Annotated in this window: 12 protein-coding genes and 2 tRNA genes; 12 read left to right on the forward strand and 2 right to left on the reverse strand. The window is 59.0% G+C overall.

From position 1 onward, the window contains the following. Nucleotides 1–100: 100 nt before the first annotated feature. On the reverse strand, nucleotides 101–1,627 hold the full coding sequence (locus tag IY73_RS06730; RefSeq protein ID WP_053979126.1) for an aminopeptidase P family protein: 1,527 nt from the start codon (nucleotides 1,625–1,627) through the stop codon (nucleotides 101–103). A gap of 204 nt (nucleotides 1,628–1,831) precedes the next feature. On the opposite strand from IY73_RS06730, the gene IY73_RS06735 reads away from it, so the two are divergent. Together IY73_RS06735 and IY73_RS06740 are read left to right on the forward strand one after the other, a co-directional pair. Beyond that, entirely contained in the window at nucleotides 1,832–2,320 is a 489-nt protein-coding gene (locus tag IY73_RS06735; RefSeq protein WP_053979127.1) for a hypothetical protein, read from the forward strand. A gap of 243 nt (nucleotides 2,321–2,563) precedes the next feature. Then, nucleotides 2,564–3,064, forward strand: coding sequence for a hypothetical protein (locus IY73_RS06740; RefSeq protein WP_053979128.1), 501 nt, complete (start codon nucleotides 2,564–2,566; stop codon nucleotides 3,062–3,064). Nucleotides 3,065–3,141: 77 nt separating this feature from the next. Here IY73_RS06740 and IY73_RS06745 read toward each other — a convergent pair. Further along, nucleotides 3,142–3,216, reverse strand: a tRNA-Gly gene (locus IY73_RS06745). 118 nt (nucleotides 3,217–3,334) lie between these two features. Between IY73_RS06745 and IY73_RS06750 the strand changes: the two genes are divergently transcribed. The 10 genes from IY73_RS06750 (at nucleotide 3,335) to IY73_RS06795 (ending at nucleotide 18,159) form a co-directional block, all read left to right on the forward strand. After that, nucleotides 3,335–3,411 (forward strand) — tRNA-Pro (locus IY73_RS06750). A 48-nt stretch (nucleotides 3,412–3,459) separates the two neighbouring features. Beyond that, entirely contained in the window at nucleotides 3,460–4,830 is a 1,371-nt protein-coding gene (gene tig, locus IY73_RS06755; RefSeq protein WP_053979129.1) for a trigger factor, read from the forward strand. Nucleotides 4,831–4,940: 110 nt separating this feature from the next. Then, nucleotides 4,941–5,510, forward strand: a complete 570-nt coding sequence (locus IY73_RS06760; protein WP_053962410.1) for an ATP-dependent Clp protease proteolytic subunit — start codon at nucleotides 4,941–4,943, stop codon at nucleotides 5,508–5,510. Between the two features lie 15 nt (nucleotides 5,511–5,525). Further along, a complete protein-coding gene (locus IY73_RS06765; RefSeq protein ID WP_053962411.1) occupies nucleotides 5,526–6,155 on the forward strand; it encodes an ATP-dependent Clp protease proteolytic subunit in 630 nt (209 codons plus the stop codon). A gap of 100 nt (nucleotides 6,156–6,255) precedes the next feature. After that, the gene (gene clpX / locus IY73_RS06770; protein WP_053979130.1) at nucleotides 6,256–7,530 is read left to right on the forward strand and encodes an ATP-dependent Clp protease ATP-binding subunit ClpX; all 1,275 of its coding nucleotides are present in this window, start codon (nucleotides 6,256–6,258) and stop codon (nucleotides 7,528–7,530) included. Nucleotides 7,531–7,865: 335 nt separating this feature from the next. Further along, nucleotides 7,866–8,852: a malate dehydrogenase gene (locus IY73_RS06775; protein ID WP_053979131.1), complete on the forward strand. Its 987-nt coding sequence runs from the start codon at nucleotides 7,866–7,868 to the stop codon at nucleotides 8,850–8,852. Between the two features lie 140 nt (nucleotides 8,853–8,992). Beyond that, a complete protein-coding gene (locus IY73_RS06780; RefSeq protein WP_053979132.1) occupies nucleotides 8,993–11,722 on the forward strand; it encodes a valine--tRNA ligase in 2,730 nt (909 codons plus the stop codon). Between the two features lie 668 nt (nucleotides 11,723–12,390). Continuing rightward, complete coding sequence (locus IY73_RS06785; protein ID WP_053962746.1) at nucleotides 12,391–13,914, forward strand: bifunctional folylpolyglutamate synthase/dihydrofolate synthase; 1,524 nt, start codon at nucleotides 12,391–12,393, stop codon at nucleotides 13,912–13,914. Between the two features lie 162 nt (nucleotides 13,915–14,076). Next, entirely contained in the window at nucleotides 14,077–14,496 is a 420-nt protein-coding gene (gene ndk / locus IY73_RS06790; RefSeq protein ID WP_053962747.1) for a nucleoside-diphosphate kinase, read from the forward strand. Nucleotides 14,497–14,844: 348 nt separating this feature from the next. After that, a complete protein-coding gene (locus IY73_RS06795; RefSeq protein WP_053962415.1) occupies nucleotides 14,845–18,159 on the forward strand; it encodes a translation initiation factor IF-2 N-terminal domain-containing protein in 3,315 nt (1,104 codons plus the stop codon). Nucleotides 18,160–18,199 lie beyond the last annotated feature (40 nt).

The following is an 18,199-nucleotide window of genomic DNA, read 5'->3' on the forward strand; positions in this document are numbered from 1 at the left end:
ATGACGTCAACACGCGGCACTCACAAGGCCACACCAACAGTCTGTAGGGTACTCAAGAAACTGCACATCACCTCCCCACAGCACAGTTTCACAACCGCAACTAGCGGGCCCAAACCTCCCGCATCCACGCCTCCACCTCATCAACAGAACGTGGAATAGCAGCAGACAAACGACGAACCGAACCATCCGGTTCCACCACAATGTCATCCTCAATACGGATACCAATCCCGCGCAATTCCGGTGGTACCAACTCATCATCCACACGGAAATAAAGACCCGGCTCAATCGTGAACACCATGCCCGGCTCCAACGGAGAATCCACATAAAACTCCCGCGGTGTCACCGAACAATCATGCGTATCCACACCCAAATGGTGTCCCGTACCATGCGGCATCCACCGTCGCACTTGCTGCCCCTCCGGGCTCACCGCCTCCTCCACAGAACACGGCAGCACACCCCACTCCGCCAGCGTCTCCGCCAAAAAACGAATAGCCGCATCATGCACCTGGCCATACTTACAGCCCGGCTGCTGAGCCTGCCGGAACGCCGCCTCATTAGCCCCCAGCACAGCCTCATATACCTTCCGTTGCATCGGGGAGAATGTTCCCGACACCGGGAAAGTACGCGTGATATCACCTGTGTACAAGGAATCCAGCTCCGCACCCGCATCAATCAGTAGTAAGTCGCCCTCCGCCACCGGGCCTGAATTCTCCATATAGTGCAACGTGGTTGAGTGCACGCCAGCTGCCGCAATCGTGTCAAAACCCGTGCCATGCCCGCCCAAACGAGCCGCGGAGGAGAAAGCCACCTCAGCCACTCGCTCCCCCCGTGGATGACCTACCGCCTGCGGAATGGCGGCAATAACACTCTCAAAACACTCAGCCGTCAGATTCACTGCCTGTTGCAGCTGCTCAACCTCCCATTGGTCCTTCCACATACGCACAGTGCCCAGCAACACCTCAAAGGTCTTATCTTCATCAGCAGTCGACTCCCAGCACTCGTCACCCACCACCTGCGCAATTAGTGCGTCAATGGTGGCATCCTCGCCACGCACCACACGTACTGAAGTACCATCCGCACTACCCCGTAAATCCTCCTCCAACGAAGTCAATGGGCGCACAGTTAAGCCGGTCCACGCCTCCATCTGCGCGATCGTCGGGCGAGCCCCCACCCAAAACTCGCCATAGCGCGAATCCGCATAAAACTGATCCGTAGAGCGGGATGCCGGAGGCTGGAAATATAGCACCGCTTTGTGTCCCTCCGCCTGCGGATAAAACACCACAGCAGAATCCGGCTCATATTCCTTTCCCAGGCCTGTTGCCCACACAAAGGCAGAGTGCGGACGGAAAAGATAATCCTCATCGGCCGATCGCGTCTTGTACGAGCCCGCCGGAATAACCAACACAGTATCCGGATAATGGCGCTCCACCGCCGCGTGGCGGGCCGGCAAGAACTCCGCCACTGTCGAGACGGAGCCAGTGTCTCCGCTGGCAGCAGGCTGCACCCAATTGTTTCCCATGAACTCGGCGAATGTTGAGGACTTGGGGGAGCGGGAACGATTAGCGGCGCGTTCTCCCAAGGGTTGTGGGGAACGCAGTGCCTCTAGAGTGAGATCCTGTTGGGTCATCAATAACCTCCTCAGTGAGCCCCGGATAGGGGACGACGGGTGGTGCGGACACCACCAGCTGATTCTTCCGTTTTATCACGAGCTCCCGTACAAGGAATAGCGTATTGATGAGCTCACCCTAACTTTGTGTGCGTTATACTGGGACAGCAAAAAGGCATAAGCAGGGCGTCCACCGCCCACCTACTACTCTTTCCGGAGGACACCATGCAGCGTCGCCGCACTTCCCCGCTCATCCGCACCGCCACCGCGATTGCGGCAGCTACTAGCGCACTCCTGCTCGGCACCGGCATAGCCGGAGCCATCCCCATGCCCGCCCCCAACACTTCGGCCGTCGTCACGTCCTCCAGCGTGCTTGAGGACGCCGAAGGCAATGGCTGCGCTATCACGGGCGAGCTTCCGAAAGTGGGGGAGTACCGCCTTCTTACCGTCGATCCCACCTGTGGTTCCCCCACCCGGCCCCTCATGGGTGCATATAAGTATGTGAAGAACGGGGGGCTTAGCTACGAGCAAGCAGCTGCTAAGGAAGCGGGCAAGCCGCTGCCCGCCTACACCAAAGAACAAACTATGGTGTCTTATGGTATAAAACAGCCGGTCTATCTCAAGAACAACCGTGACGCTGGCATTGTGGGCTACCTCATCCTGCAGGTGCCGAAGGTGGGTTCCGTTGTCGAGCTGCACGCTCAGTACAAGTAATTGCCCCACACAAGTGCCTCCGGCTTAGTGACGCGTTAGTACGCGAGGAAACCCCGTTTTCCATGCGCCGTTGGCGTGGAATGAAGCTGAGGGGCACATCGTGTCGGTGCTCCGGTATACCCAGAAGTTTGTAGGCTCAGTGTACGGAACGCAGCGCGGGGATGATGACGTCATCAATTTGACGTAGAAGCGTCGCCTCGTTGACCTCAGCTCGCACCACAATCTCGCCCAAGATATAGATCAGTGGGAATTTTCTATATAGTTCGTCCAACACAGCTGGTTGTAGTCTTCCTGCACCTCATTGGCCTGATTGTGGCCAGCGCCGGAGTGGCTGGGGTGTCGGTTGGTATCCTCACAGCGCTACTCGACATGGATACACCCACCGGATTGTTGTATGTGCTGTCCTGGTGTGGCTCGCTGGTACTGATGGGACTCACTGTCGGGGGGGTGGTCCTCACGGGTCGTCGTGGTGTGAGCATCCCGATTCTGCTGTGGCTGCTGTCGATGGCGACAGTGACCCTTCCGCGCGAGTTTTTGCCAGAATTGTGGGCAAACTGGATTTACCCGTGGACTCCACTGCAGTTCCTGGGAAAAGGAATTCGCTCACTGCTCTACGTTGATCAATCCATGATTCCTGGATCAACCTTGTTGGCATTGGGAATTACGCTCGCATTAGGGCTGGTATTGCTGGCAGCGGGGATGCTGAAACCGGTAGGGAAAAAGGAAGTTGCACAGCATAACTAGAGGTTGTAACGAGCACTACAGATAACACAAAAACCCAGCCCACTCAAGCATTCTTGGTGTGGGCTGAGTTAGTGGGGTGGAGGGGATGACGGGAATCGAACCCGCGTCTCCAGCTTGGAAGGCTGGGGTAATAGCCACTATACGACATCCCCACAGATAACCTCTGTGCCTGCTAAGACTACCCGAGAAAACCTTGGTTACAAAAATTTCGAGGTTGCACGTAAGATGGTGCAGGAACTCTTCGTGCTGAAAAGTACTGTTGAGTTGCCCCGGGATGTGGCGCAGCTTGGTAGCGCGCGTGCTTTGGGAGCACGATGTCGCAGGTTCAAATCCTGTCATCCCGACCAAAACTTGAATCCATCAACGTGACCCCTATAAACAAGGAGAACAATTCCGTGAAAAGCACTGTTGAGCAGCTCACCTCCACCCACGTGAAGCTGATTATTGAGGTTCCCTTCGAGGAGCTCAAGGAAGAATTCGACAAGGCTTACAAGACTATCGCGGCGCAGGTCAACATTCCCGGCTTCCGTAAGGGTCACGCTCCCGCCAAGCTGATCGAAAACCACGTCGGCCGCGGCGCAGTGCTCGAGCAGGTCATCAACGACATGATGCCGAGCCGCTACGAAGAGGCATGTAGCGAAAACAACGTGCAGCCCCTCTCCACCCCCGAAGTTGATGTCACCAAGATCGATGACCCCAACTTCATCGAATTCACGGCCGAGATGGACTGCCGCCCCGAGATCACTGTGCCGGACTTTGCCGGCAAGGAGATCACCGTGGATCCTCGTCGCTCCGCCGACGAAATCGCCGAACAGGGCCTCAGCGATCTCTGTGAGCGCTTCGCCACCCTCAAAGGCGTTGACCGCGCTGCCAAGGAAGGCGACTTTGTCTCCCTCGACCTCTCCGCCTCCATCGACGGTGAGGAAATCAAAGAAGCTGAAACCAAGGGCCTGTCCCACCGCATCGGCCAGGGCGACCTCATCGAAGGTCTCGAAGAGGCCCTCGCTGGCATGAAGGCTGGAGAAAGCAAGACCTTCTCCTCCAAGCTCATCGCCGGTGACCACGCCAACGAAGCCGCCGACGTCACCGTCGTCCTTCAGAAAGTTCAGGAGCAGGAACTCCCCGAACTCGACGACGACTTTGCCCAAATGGCCTCCGAATTCGACACCCTCGAGGAGCTCAAGGACGACCTGGCCAAGCGCGCCGACGCCGCTGCCAAGTCCGAGCAGGCCTCCAACCTGCGCGATGCTGTCCTTGCCAAGCTCATCGAAGAAGCCGACTTCGAGATTCCCGAAGGCATTGTGGAAGAGCAGGCCCAGGGCCAGATCCAGCAGATCCTCTCCCAGTTCGGTGGCGACGAGAACATCCTCAAGTCCATCCTCGAATCCCAGGGTTCCGACCTCGACACCTTCTACGCTGACGCCAAGAAGTCTGCCGAGGACGCCACCCGCTCTTGGCTACTGCTCGACGCCCTGGCAGAAGAGCGCAGCATCGAAATTAACCAGGATGACCTCACTGAAGCCGTGGTTGCTCAGGCAAAACAGAACAACATGGATCCCGAACAGTTTGTCAAGCTCGTCCAGCAGCAGGGCCAGCTTAGCAACCTCTTTAGCGATGTGCGCCGCAACAAGGCCCTCTTCGCTGTGGTGCGTGATGTCGACGCCAAGGATACCGATGGTAGTTCCCTGGAAGACCTCATGGTGTTCTTCCAGGAAGTTGCTGATTCCTCTGTCTCTGACGACGCTGCCTCCAGCGACGCAGAGTAAACCCCATCTCAAAGCGAACACGGGCGTAGCGAGCGAGCCGGCTGCGCCCGTTTTCGTTACGCTATAGACGGCGAATCTTTTCCCACCAGAAACGGAGAAAGCAGGTACCCATGGCCGACGGATTGAATCTTCCCGACTCAGTCTTCGAAAAGCTCCTCAAAGAGCGCATTATCTTCCTCGGATCGGAAGTTAACGACGAGGTCGCCAACCGCCTCTGTGCCCAAATGCTGCTACTGGCAGCCGAGGATCCCACTGCTGATATCAGCATGTACATTAACAGCCCCGGTGGCTCCGTCACGGCCGGCATGGCCATCTACGACACCATGCAGTTCATCTCCTGCGATGTCGCGACCTACGCCATGGGTATGGCCGCCTCCATGGGACAATTCCTGCTCACCGCAGGCGCCTCCGGCAAGCGTTACGCCCTGCCGCACACCCGTGTCCTCATGCACCAGCCTTCTGCTGGAGTGGGCGGCACCGCCACCGATATCACCATTCAGGCCGAAAACTTTGCCAAGGTGAAGAAGGAAATGGCCGAACTCATCGCCCAGCACTCCGGCCAGACCGTCGAACAGATCGAAAAAGACTCTGATCGCGACAAGTGGTTCACTGCGCAAGAAGCTTGCGACTACGGCCTCTTCGACCACGTCATCGAGCACGTTCCCGGCACCGAGAAGTAAAGGAGCACATCACCCATGACCGGATTCCAGCTTCCCGAAGCCCGCTACGTCGTCCCCTCCTTCATCGAGCACTCCAGCTACGGCACAAAAGAGTCCAATCCTTACAACAAACTCTTTGAAGAGCGCATTGTGTTCCTGGGATCGCAGGTTGACGACACCGCCGCCAACGACATCATGGCGCAGCTGCTCGTCTTGGAAGGTCTCGACCCCGACCGCGACATTACGATGTACATCAACTCCCCGGGTGGTTCTTTCACCTCGTTGATGGCTATCTATGACACCATGCAGTACGTGCGCCCTGACATTCAGACGGTATGCCTGGGTCAGGCAGCCTCCGCTGCCGCAGTACTGCTCGCCGCCGGCACCCCCGGCAAGCGTGCCGCCCTTCCCAATGCCCGCATTCTCATCCACCAGCCGGCCACTGAAGGTATCCGCGGACAGGTGTCGGACCTGGAGATTCAGGCGCGCGAAATTGAGCGAGTACGCCGTCAGATGGAAGAGACTCTGGCCCGCCACTGCAATGTCAGTTCAGAGCAAGTGCGTGAAGATACCGAACGCGACAAGATTCTGACCGCTGCAGAGGCCAAAGACTACGGCATTATCGATACCGTCTTCGATTACCGGAAAGCCTCCGCCAAGAAATAACGAGAAGCGACTACGGTAGAAGGTAATAGCTCCCGCGACCCCTCTACCGTTAGTTGCGGATCCGCACCTCTACAGAACCCCGAAGGAGCAGCCGAGCCCGATGGCATATGTTGGCGATTCAAGCGATGTTCTGAAATGCTCTTTCTGCGGAAAGAAGCAGAGCCAGGTGAAGAAACTCATCGCCGGTGGGGGCGTGTACATCTGCGACGAATGCATAGACGTCTGCAACGAAATTCTGGAAGAGGAGTTGAACGACTCCACCCAGACCACCACCGGAAACGATCTGCCCACCCCCAAGGAGATCTGCGAGTTCCTTGACAAGTACGTCGTGGGACAAGACGACGCCAAGCGCGTCCTTGCCGTCGCCGTCTATAACCACTACAAGCGCATTCGTGCGCTCGGCGGCCGACGTCCCCGCGAAGAAGACGTAGAGATTGCCAAATCCAACATTCTGCTACTCGGCCCCACCGGCTGTGGCAAAACCTATCTGGCACAAACGCTTGCCCGTATGCTCAATGTGCCGTTCGCCATCGCTGATGCTACCTCGCTTACCGAAGCTGGTTATGTCGGTGAAGACATCGAAAATATCCTGCTGAAGCTCCTCCACGCTGCCGACAACGATGTGAAGCGAGCTGAAAAAGGCATTATCTACATCGATGAGATCGACAAGATCTCCCGCAAGGCCGAATCCGCCTCCATCACCCGTGACGTGTCCGGGGAAGGCGTACAACAAGCCCTTCTCAAAATCCTGGAAGGTACCGTCGCTTCCGTTCCCCCGAACGGCGGGCGCAAACACCCGCACCAGGACTACATCAAGATCGACACCTCCAACATCCTTTTCATCGCCGCCGGCGCTTTCGCGGGCCTGGAGAAAGTGGTGGCAGACCGCGTCGGTAAAAAGGGCGTAGGGTTTGGTGCAGACCTCGTTACCGAGGAAGAAACCAAGTCCACCAACTACTTTAAGCTGGTGAAACCGGAAGATCTCAGCAAGTTTGGGCTCATCCCCGAATTTATTGGTCGCCTTCCCGTCGTCGGCTCTGTCGAGCCTCTCGACAAGGACGCGCTCAAAGCTATTCTCACCGAGCCGCGAAATGCACTGGTCAAGCAGTACCAGAAGCTCTTCGAGATGGATGGGGTAGACCTCGAGTTCACTGACGAGGCCGTGGATGCTTTAGCCGATCAGGCATTGGAACGCTCCACTGGTGCTCGTGGACTGCGCGCCATCATGGAAGAAGTCCTTATGCCCGTGATGTTCGAGATACCCTCGGCAGAGGATGTGGAAAAGGTCACCATCACTCAAGAAACCGTCCGGGACAAGACCGCTCCGCATATGCATCGTCTCGATATTGCCCCCGTCGAGAAGAACGTCGGATAGTCGCCTTCAGTAGAGTTCCGCCAGCCCACTGCAGCCGGGTTTTCCCCGCGCGCAGTGGGCTGTGTTGTTCCTCACAAAAGGTGTTCAGTAGGGCATATCTAATGTTCACGAACCTGTCACCAAACCAGAAAATACTCGCGTGACCTGCGGTAACATTAGTTTCACTAAGTGACGGCGTGGCTTTTCCCACGATTTTCCTCTGGTCGCCCCCGACGACGCTTAGCGAACCATCCAAGATGGTGAGACACTAGAAGTACACGACTTCACCCCACCGGGTAAGTTCACTGATCGCCGACAAAACATAGTTCGGATCCTGAAAGGACGTGTTTCCGAAGATGACTCTGCCCAAGAAGGTCACCGTCACCGGTGCTGCTGGCAATATCTCCTACTCCCTGCTGTTCCGCATCGCTGAAGGTGCCGTTTTCGGCCCCGACCAGCCCGTCGAACTGAACCTCCTGGAGATCACCCCGGCACTCAAGGCTGCTGAAGGCGTCGCCATGGAGCTCGATGACTCCGCCTTCCCGCTCCTCGCCGGCATCAACATCTACGATGACGCCAACCAGGCCTTCGACGGCGCTAACACTGCCTTCCTGGTAGGTGCCCGCCCCCGTGGTAAAGGCATGGATCGTGCCGACCTGCTCGCTGCCAACGGCGCCATTTTCAAGCCGCAGGGCGAAGCCATCAATAACCACGCCGCAGACGACATCCGCGCCCTCGTGGTCGGCAACCCCGCCAACACTAACGCCCTCATCCTCAACCACTACGCACCGGACGTACCGAACGACCGCTTCACTGCCATGATGCGCCTCGACCACAACCGCGCTCTCTCCATGTCCGCCAAGAAGCTCGACGTTCCCGTCGACGCTCTCACCAACATGACCGTGTGGGGAAACCACGCCAACACCCAGTTCCCCGACGTCACCTACCTCAAGGTGAACGGTGAAGCTGCCGCCGATAAGTTCGACGACGCCTGGCTCGCCGACGAATTCATCCCCAAGGTAGCCATGCGCGGTGGCGCCATCATTGAGGTTCGCGGTGCCTCCTCCGCCGCCTCCGCCGCCACCGGCGCCATCACCCACATGCGTGACTGGTACCAGGGCACCGCGGAAGGCGACTGGGTCACCGTTGCCCTCCCCTCCGACGGCTCCTACGGAATCCCCGAGGGCCTCATGTACGGCGTTCCCTGCACCTCCGACGGCACCAACTGGAACCGTGTCGAGGGCCTGGAAATCTCCGCCGCACAGGCTGGGCGCATGAAGATCAGCGTTGACGACCTCGAAGCTGAGCGTGCCGCCGTCAAGGAACTCGGCCTGCTCGACTAGCCGCCACCGCGGTTTCTCGACCGCCCCTCAACTCCTGAAACGCACCCGGTACTTATACCGGGTGCGTTTCTCTTGCACTGCCGCCCCGCTAGTGCGCCCCCAGTTCGAAAGCAGCCCTGCAAACCGTTAAACTTGCAAGCGTGACCAGTGCAGAATATTCCGCTCAGAATGCCCCTTCCACCTCCGTTGATCGCTCCGGCGAACTCCCCAAATCCTGGGATCCACGTGCCGTCGAGTCCAGCATGTACCAACGGTGGGTAGACGCCGGATACTTTCACGCTGACGTCAACAGCAGTAAGCCCCCCTACAGCATCGTGCTGCCACCTCCCAACGTCACCGGCAAACTCCACATGGGCCACGCCCTCGACCACACCCTCATGGATGCCCTCTGCCGTCGCAAGCGTATGCAAGGCTATGAGGTGCTCTGGCTCCCCGGCATGGACCACGCCGGCATTGCCACCCAATCCAAGGTGGAACAGCAGCTCGCCGACCAAGGCATCGACTACCACTCCCTCTCCCGCGAGGAATTCGTGGAAAAGGTTTGGGAGTGGAAGCGCGAATACGGTGGCTTCATTGGTACCCAGATGCGTGCCATCGGTGACGGTCTCGACTGGGAACGTGAACGCTTCACCCTCGACGAAGGGCTCTCCCGCGCCGTCCAGACCATCTTCAAACGCCTCTACGATGCCGGCTACATCTACCGTGCCGAGCGACTCGTCAACTGGTCCCCAGTGCTGCAGACCGCAGTCTCCGACATCGAAGTGAAATACTCCGATGATGAAGGCGAACTGGTCTACTTTGCCTACGGTGAGATTGGTGCAGACGGTAAGCCTGTAGAGGGCAACAGCCTGGTCGTGGCCACCACCCGTATCGAAACTATGCTGGGCGACGTCGCCATCGCCGTCCATCCTGACGACGAACGCTACCAGCACCTGGTCGGCAAGGTGTTCCCGCACCCGCTGCGCGACGACCTCACCCTCACTGTCATTGCCGATGACTACGTCGACATGGAATTCGGCACCGGCGCGGTCAAGATCACCCCCGCGCACGACCCTAATGACTTCGCCATGGGGCAGCGGCATAACCTCCCCATGATCAACATCATGGATGCCACCGCCCACATCTCCAATACCGGTACCCGCTTCGACGGCCTGAGCCGTGAAGACGCCCGCCCGGCCCTCAACGAAGCACTACGTGAACAGGGACGCATCGTCAAGGAAGTGCGGCCCTACGTGCACTCCGTCGGCCACTCCGAGCGCTCCGGCGAAGCCATCGAACCGCGCCTGTCCCTGCAGTGGTTCGTGAAAGTGGAAAAGCTGGCCACCATGGCCGGCGATGCCGTACGCGATGGGCTCACCACCATCCACCCGGCCTCCCAAGAACCGCGCTGGTTCGAGTGGGTCGACAATATGCACGACTGGTGCATTTCCCGCCAACTGAAATGGGGCCACCGCATCCCCATTTGGTACGGCCCCGATGGGGAAATCGTCTGCTGTGGACCCGAAGATGAGCCCCCGGCCGGCTGGGAACAGGACCCTGACGTCCTCGACACCTGGTTCTCCTCTGGCCTGTGGCCCTTCTCTACTCTCGGCTGGCCCTACCCTACGGAGGACATCCAACGCTTCTACCCGACGAACGTTCTCGTCACCGGCTACGACATCCTCTTCTTCTGGGTGGCCCGCATGATGATGTTCGCCACCTTCGTCGGTAAAGAAGGTGCCACCGGCAAGGACGCCGGCAACATCGGCCCCATTCCCTTCACCGATGTTTTCCTGCACGGGCTGGTGCGGGACGAGCATGGCCGCAAGATGTCCAAGTCCCTCGGCAACGGTATTGACCCCCTCGACTGGGTGGAACGCTTCGGGGCAGACGCACTGCGCTTCACCCTCGCCCGTGGCGCCAACCCTGGTGCTGATATTCCGGTGGGGGACGACAACTGCCAGGCCAGCCGCAACTTCGCCACCAAGCTCTTCAACGCCACCCGCTTTGCCCTCATGAATGGTGCCGAGGTAGGGGAGCTGCCTGACCGGGCCGAACTGACGGATGCTGACCGCTGGATTCTCGACCGTCTCGAACAGGTTCGGGACGATGTGGACTCCGGCCTGGACGTCTACGAATTCTCCAAGGCCTGCGAAGCTCTCTACCACTTCACCTGGGATGAGTTCTGCGACTGGTATCTGGAGCTCGCCAAGGCTCAGCTGGGCCGCCCCGCAGACAATCTGCCCAGTGCCCCTGCAACCCGCCTCGTACTTGGGCATGTGCTGAACACCCTGCTGCGCCTTCTGCACCCGGTCATGCCCTTCGTTACCGAGGCACTGTGGACCACCCTCACGGGTGAGGAATCTCTAGTGGTCGCAGAATGGCCTGCTGCCTACACTGTAGAACCTGATGCAACCGCCCTGCAACGTATTACAGACCTGCAGAAACTTGTCACTGAGGTGCGTCGTTTCCGTGCTGACCAGGGCGTCAAGCCTTCCCAGCGGGTCCCCGCCCGCCTAGTGGGCGTCGTCGAAGCAGCCGACCTAGAAAACCAGGTCGCAGCTCTTCGATCGCTCGCCCGTCTGGAGGTGCCTACCGCGGACTTCAACGCCACCGCATCTCTGGAAGTCCGCCTCTCCCGTGCCACCGTAGTAGTGGAACTTGACACCTCCGATACCGTCGATATTGAAGCCGAACGGAAACGTATCGAAAAGGATCTGGCGGTAGCCCAGAAAGAACTCGACACCACTGGGAAGAAACTGGGCAACCAGAACTTCCTGGATAAGGCCCCGGCTGCGGTTGTGGAGAAGATTAAGGCTCGTCGCGAGGTCGCGGAAGCAGAAGTTACTCGCTTGACCGAACGCCTGGCAACCTTGCCAGCCCAGCAGTAACACCTACCCAGGAGAACAGTGTTGCGTTAGCTGCCCCGGACCCACACCGGGGCACTAACCACACTGTCTGGACATAGACGAACCGCCGTTGCCTAGAGGAGCATAGAACGATGAGCGATCTGCCAAAGAACCTCAACTATCGGGACGTCTACAACGCTGACGATCCACTAGCTTCCCTCCGCGCTGGTAACCCTGCTGCATTGCCGGAGGAAGAAGCCTATCGCAACTTCATGGCGGGACATGCCAACAAGCAGAACCGAGACGAGCCATGCGCCTGCCAAACAGGGGATAAGTTCGCCGATGCTGACGAGGTTGCCCGCACAGCGGCGACGGAAGAAGCAGACCCGGCTGATGCCCTCGCCGAATACGTGTTTCGGGAGTCCGGGCTCAACCTTGACGCATTGGCGGCGGCTGCCGAACGCATCGTCGACCAGGCGTCTGACGAGGAGGATGACGAGGAGTTCAACCCCGAAGCTCCGTTCGGGCTACGTCGCCTCAATCCGCTCCTCGAAGAAGACGGGGTACTCACGCCGGAGATTCAACAGAATCTGCGGGATCTCCTCTCCCAATTTGACGAAGAACAAATGGATGCGCTGGCCCGCGCCCTGGACGCCTACAACGTGTCACATGCGGGGGAAGACACAGACGACGCTGAGGACGCAGACAGTATTTCGGGGGAGGACCTGTACCGCGAGTACACCGGTCGCATCGACATCGACACGGGTGACAATATCCCGGACCTGACCGTCTACGACGAGGACGACGATCCCAGTCGCTACCGGGTAGAGAAGCCTACTGCGGAGGACTTTGCTGCGTTGGCTGCCGTGGAGAAAGAACTCGATACGCGGTGGGGAGAACGACAGATTGCGCCTGACCTCTCCCGCATGAAGCGGTTGATGGATATGTTGGGCCATCCGGAAGAGACTGCGCCGGTTATTCAGGTGGCGGGTACCAACGGGAAAACCTCCACCGCCCGCATGATTGATGCCCTACTGCGGGCCATGGGCCAACGGGTGGGACGTACTACCAGCCCTCACCTCCAGCTTGTCACCGAGCGCATTAGCATAGATGGTGCTCCCATCAGCCCCCGCCGCTATGTGGAGGTGTGGGAGGATCTTAAACCTTTCGTGGAGATGGTTGATGCCTGGTCGCTGGAGCAAGGTGGACCACGCATGACTAAGTTTGAAGTGCTGACGGCGATGGCCTACTGCTGCTTCGCCGATACTCCCGTGGACGTTGTCGTGGCAGAAGTGGGGATGGGTGGACGCTGGGATGCGACTTCGGTGGCTCGTGCCGAAGTGGCGGTCGTGTGCCCGATCGGTATGGATCACATGGATTATCTGGGCGACACCATTGAGAAGATCGCCGCCGAGAAGGCGGGCATCATTAAGCCCACCGAAGGGGAAAACACTCCCCACAATCCGCACGGGACTGTTGCCGTTATCTCCCACCAAGACCCCGCCGCGCTCCATGTTCTGCTGGAAGAAGCGGTACAGGCGAATGCGGTGGTTGCGCGGCAAGGGCTGGAGTTTGAAGTGTCCGCCTGCCGGCCGGCCGTAGGTGGCCAGGTGATCTCTATCCAGGGGCTCTCCGGCAGCTATGACGACATTTTCCTGCCCCTCTACGGTGAACACCAGGCGGAGAATGCAGCAGTGGCATTGGCAGCGGTAGAGGCATTCTACGGGGCCAGCTACGACAAGCCTCTCTACGACCAGGCAGTGCACAATGGATTCCAGGCGGTGCAGTCGCCTGGACGGCTGGAGCGTGTACGCACCGCTCCCACTGTGCTGCTGGACGCCTGCCATAATCCGCATGGGGCAAAAGCCCTTGCACGTGCACTCGACAAGTACTTTGAGTTCAACCGGTTGGTGGGTGTACTGGCAATTCTGGGCGATAAAGATGCGCGGGGCATCCTCGAGGCTCTCGAACCGGTAGTGGACAAGGTTATTCTGACCACCAACAGCAGCCCGCGAGCCCTCCCTGTTGAGGACCTTGCCGAGCTCGCTCGGCAGGTCTTTGATGTCGAGAAGATTGATACCGCTCCTACCCTTACAGATGCGATTGCTCTCGCGACGGTGGAGGCCGAGAACATTGATGAGAATGGCGTGATGAGCGGAGCTGGGGTCATTGTCACCGGCAGTGTGGTGACGGCGGGGGAAGCTCGCTCACTATTCCGCAAAGACCCTGCCTAAACTTTCGCTGGACGGCACGTGTCGCCACGGTGACCGATAACTGTCGCACAACTGAGAAGCACAGTATTGGCTCACGTCGTGCGGGTTCTTGCGAATAATCTGTGGATACGTGATTAAGCGTGGAATATTCGGGAATAATCTGCTTTTCGTTACTATATGCATATGACAGAACAGACTTTCTTTATGATCAAGCCGGACGGCGTGAAGCGCGGCTTGGTAGGCGAGATTCTTCGCCGCATTGAGAACAAGGGCCTCACGATTGCGGCTCTTGAGCTCCGCCACGTTTCGGAGGAGCTAGCCGAACAGCACTATGCCGAACACAAAGGTAAGGATTTCTACCAGCCGCTGGTGGACTTCATCACCTCTGGCCCGGTTGTTACTGGTGTTCTGGAAGGCCCGTCTGCCATTGCCGCCTGGCGTCAGCTGTGCGGTGGGACTGACCCCATTGCCAAGGCCACGGCCGGATCTATCCGCGGTGATTACGCCCTTATCACCCGTGAAAACCTGGTCCATGGCTCGGACTCTCCAGAGTCTGCCAAGCGGGAAATTTCCACGTGGTTCCCGGATTTTCCGCTCGACTAAAATCTCTCAATCGTTTCTTTTCCCTATAACTAGATCTCTCCCCCCGTGAAGCCGGCGTAGAGAACGTTTCGACGTTTTTTCGCCGGCTTCGGTGTATTGGGGGATTGTGTGACACAATAGGGGAGTCGCCAATCATATTTGTAAGGTGTCAGCGCCGCCCTGCGGGGTGAGCCGCGTTTCCTTTCCGTGCCTGGCGTCGCCTGGAAACGGCGCAGCGTCATACCCCGACGAACCACTGCGCATAGCAGCTGAACTGCAGCCGACTGGGCCAAGAGACCATCCGACATTTCAATACACCCCTCCGTGTGGCCGCTCGGTACCGATGCGCCCGGAGGTAAAGGAGATAGTGTGCTGCCAGAAAGCACCACGGTAGAAGCTGTACTTGCAGACTTGCCACAGAAAATCCGTGTCCACGTCCTCGCCAAGCGCCTGGGCATGGCCTCAAAAGATCTGATCGCCGCGCTTGCTCAGCACGGCGTTACCGTCACGTCTGCCCAGTCCAGCGTGACATCTGACGTTGCGGCACAGTTCGTCGCCACTCTACTCGCTGACACGCCCGCAGAACTGGTAGCAGCTGACGCTGCTACCGCCACCGCGTCCGATCCGGAACGCCCTGTTCCTTCTCAGGACGACACGGCAGAATCTGCTTCAGCAGCAGCTAGTCCCTTCATGAACCCCTTTACTGCGGTCGAGCATGCCGAACCTATGACGGCTCCGCTCCCGCAAGACCCTTTCAGCACTGGTGCCGTCGCGAACCCCTTCGCCGTGAACGCCATGCTGCAGGCAACTGCGCCTATCGTGGTCACCGCCCAGGATATGGGAAGGGATGAGGATGACGAGGAGGACGCCGCAGACCAGGAGGAGAACGACTCCCGGCAGAGTGATGATGAGGGCTCGCCTTCCGCTCGCCGGCGCCGTCGCCGCGGACGCCGTGGCCGTGGCCGTGGCCGCGGTGATGACTCCGACACCTCCGAAGACTCGGCGGAGGGTACCCACCGCGACGCGGACACCACCGACCGAACAGACAACACCACCCAATCCGGCTCGAAGAGTGGACAAGCCGGCAACAAGAAAAAGCAGCAGAAGCAGACCTCCCCTGTAGAAGCAGAGGAGAATGCGACCACAACGACCGCTGCTGAGGATACAGAAGCCGCAGCTGAGGGGGGAGAGGACACGTCCTCGACTCACCGTCGTCGTCGCCGGCGTCGCCGCAGCGACGTTGATACCGACGACAGCACCCAGGGCGATCCGCCGAACACGGTGGTGCACGAACGGGGCAGTACACGCCGTCGCCGCACCTCCAGCTCCGACGAAGTACAAGGTATCTCCGGCTCTACCCGACTCGAGGCCAAGAGGCAGCGTCGCCGTGAAGGCCGTGACAACGCTCGCAACCGCATTCCTGTGCTCAGCGAGGCTGAGTTCCTTGCACGCCGTGAGTCCGTCGAACGGACCATGGTGGTGCGAGAGAAGGAGCGTTCCGACCACCCAGGAGTCACCACTCAAGTGGGTGTGTTGGAAGACAACATTCTGGTGGAGCACTTCGTCACCTCCGACACCCAGGCATCCATGGTGGGCAATATCTACCTGGGCCGCGTGCAGAATGTGCTGCCCAGCATGGAAGCTGCCTTCATCGACATCGGACGGGGTCGCAATGCGGTGCTCTACGCCGGTGAAGTGAACTGGGCTGCTGCCGGGCTGGGAGGCAAGTCCCGCAAGATCGAGCAGGCTCTCTCGACTGGCGACATGGTGGTGGTGCAGGTTTCCAAGGACCCCATTGCCCATAAAGGTGCGCGTCTGACGACTCAGATCTCGATGGCAGGACGCTACCTGGTGTACGTGCCAGATGGAAGCAGCGCTGGAATTTCCCGCAAGCTACCCGATACTGAACGCAAACGCCTAAAGGGTATTCTCAAGAACATTGTTCCCGGTGACGCCGGAGTGATTATTCGCACCGCTGCTGAGGATGCCTCGGAGGAGGATCTGAAGCGCGATATTGATATGCTGCACGAGCAATGGCTATCGGTACAGCAGGCCGCTGAGGAAGCTCAGCAGAAAGCGGACGGCAAGGCTCGCACCCTGCACGAAGAACCCACCATGTTGGTGAAGGTCGTGCGGGACCTCTTCAACGACGACTTCAAGAAGCTCGTCGTGGAAGGTGAGCGCGCCTGGGGGACCATCACTGACTATGTGCAGAAGGTTGCACCGCAGCTGGAACAGCGGGTGGAACGCTGGGAGAACACGGGCGTGGATGTTTTCCAGGCCTACCGTGTCGACGAGCAACTGGCTAAAGCACTTGATCGGAAAGTTTGGCTGCCCTCTGGCGGTACTCTCGTCATCGACCGCACTGAAGCCATGACGGTGATCGACGTCAACACCGGTAAATTCACGGGCTCGGGCGGAAACCTGGAAGAGACCGTCACCCGAAACAATCTTGAAGCTGCCGAAGAAATTGTGCGCCAGCTGCGACTGCGCGACATTGGTGGCATTGTCATTATCGACTTCATCGATATGGTGCTGGAATCGAACCGGGATCTCGTGCTGCGTCGCCTCCGGGAAGCGCTCGGTCGCGACCGCACCCGCCACCAGGTTTCAGAAGTTACCAGTCTGGGGCTCGTCCAGCTGACTCGCAAGCGCTTAGGTACTGGCCTGCTTGAAGCATTCTCGAAGCCGTGCCCGCACTGCTCTGGCACCGGCTACATCCTGCAAGAAGACCCGGTGGAGTCCATCACCAGTGGCAACAACGCGGAAGATCTGCGTGGTGGGCGACGCCGCAAAGGCCGCAATGCGGAGAAGAACGAGGCGGCCAAGGGCGGAAAGTCGAAGGACAAGAACTCCGCGGATAAGGAGGCGTCGTCCAAGGGCAGCGACGGCGGTAAGGACCATCAGGGGCCCAACCCCAGCGAGCATCCCATGATGAAGGCAATGGGTCGGAAGAAGGACGACGATAGTTCCGCTGCCACGGGCACCACACCCAAGGTCACCGTTGATGCATCTTCGCAGGAATCCATTTCCAGCGAGAGCAGCGAGCAGAACAGTCAGCAGGCGGCGCCTGTGAACGCTGAAAAAGGGGCGGCGACATCGGCAGAAACAGTAGATAATGGCTTTGCTGTGGACACTGCCGATGAATCCGGAGAACCCACTGCGCGGCGGCGTCGCCGACGGGGACGCCGGCATGGTACCGGGCCTGACCAACAGAACGATGAGGCAGACCTGGCTGCCGAGGGTGAGGACGCGGAAGTTGCCACTCCCCTCGAAAGCACAGATTCTGCTGAGACGACAGCGGACCGTTCCCAAGGAGAGCATTCCGGCAAGAAGTCAGGGAAGAAAGGCTCGAAGAAGAGCGGCAAAGACGTGCGTCCCACGCAGGCGTCCACTCCAGCACGCGATGCTGAGTTTGTCCTACCGGCGGAGAATGCCTCGTCATCCCTGCCGTCGGTAGTCGAGGTAGCGGTCTCGGAGACTGCAACTCCTCGCAAGCGCCGCGGAGCACGTCGTGCCACCCAGGCCGCCGGATCGGCTACCGCACATGCGGAACCAGCGGCTCCGGCTGAGAGAAAAGAAGTGGTCTCTGGTGTGCTGGCAGCTGCCCCGGTGGCCGTAAATACCAGTGTGGAGGAGAAGGCGCCACGACGCGCACGTCGCCGTGCCACCCGCTCTTCCTAGTCAGTTTGATTTCCGCCTGTTAAAACGAGTAATCTTGACA

This window comes from Lawsonella clevelandensis, from assembly GCF_001293125.1.
Taxonomy (GTDB): domain Bacteria; phylum Actinomycetota; class Actinomycetes; order Mycobacteriales; family Mycobacteriaceae; genus Lawsonella; species Lawsonella clevelandensis.

Bases quoted from the DNA above. Each gene is read 5' to 3' on its own strand.
- ndk (WP_053962747.1), top strand. From the start codon at position 14,077: ATGACAGAACAGACTTTCTTTATGATCAAGCCGGACGGCGTGAAGCGC.
- clpX (WP_053979130.1), top strand. From the start codon at position 6,256: ATGGCATATGTTGGCGATTCAAGCGATGTTCTGAAATGCTCTTTCTGC.
- IY73_RS06735 (WP_053979127.1), top strand. From the start codon at position 1,832: ATGCAGCGTCGCCGCACTTCCCCGCTCATCCGCACCGCCACCGCGATT.
- IY73_RS06760 (WP_053962410.1), top strand. From the start codon at position 4,941: ATGGCCGACGGATTGAATCTTCCCGACTCAGTCTTCGAAAAGCTCCTC.
- IY73_RS06775 (WP_053979131.1), top strand. From the start codon at position 7,866: ATGACTCTGCCCAAGAAGGTCACCGTCACCGGTGCTGCTGGCAATATC.
- IY73_RS06765 (WP_053962411.1), top strand. From the start codon at position 5,526: ATGACCGGATTCCAGCTTCCCGAAGCCCGCTACGTCGTCCCCTCCTTC.
- IY73_RS06730 (WP_053979126.1), bottom strand. From the start codon at position 1,627: ATGACCCAACAGGATCTCACTCTAGAGGCACTGCGTTCCCCACAACCC.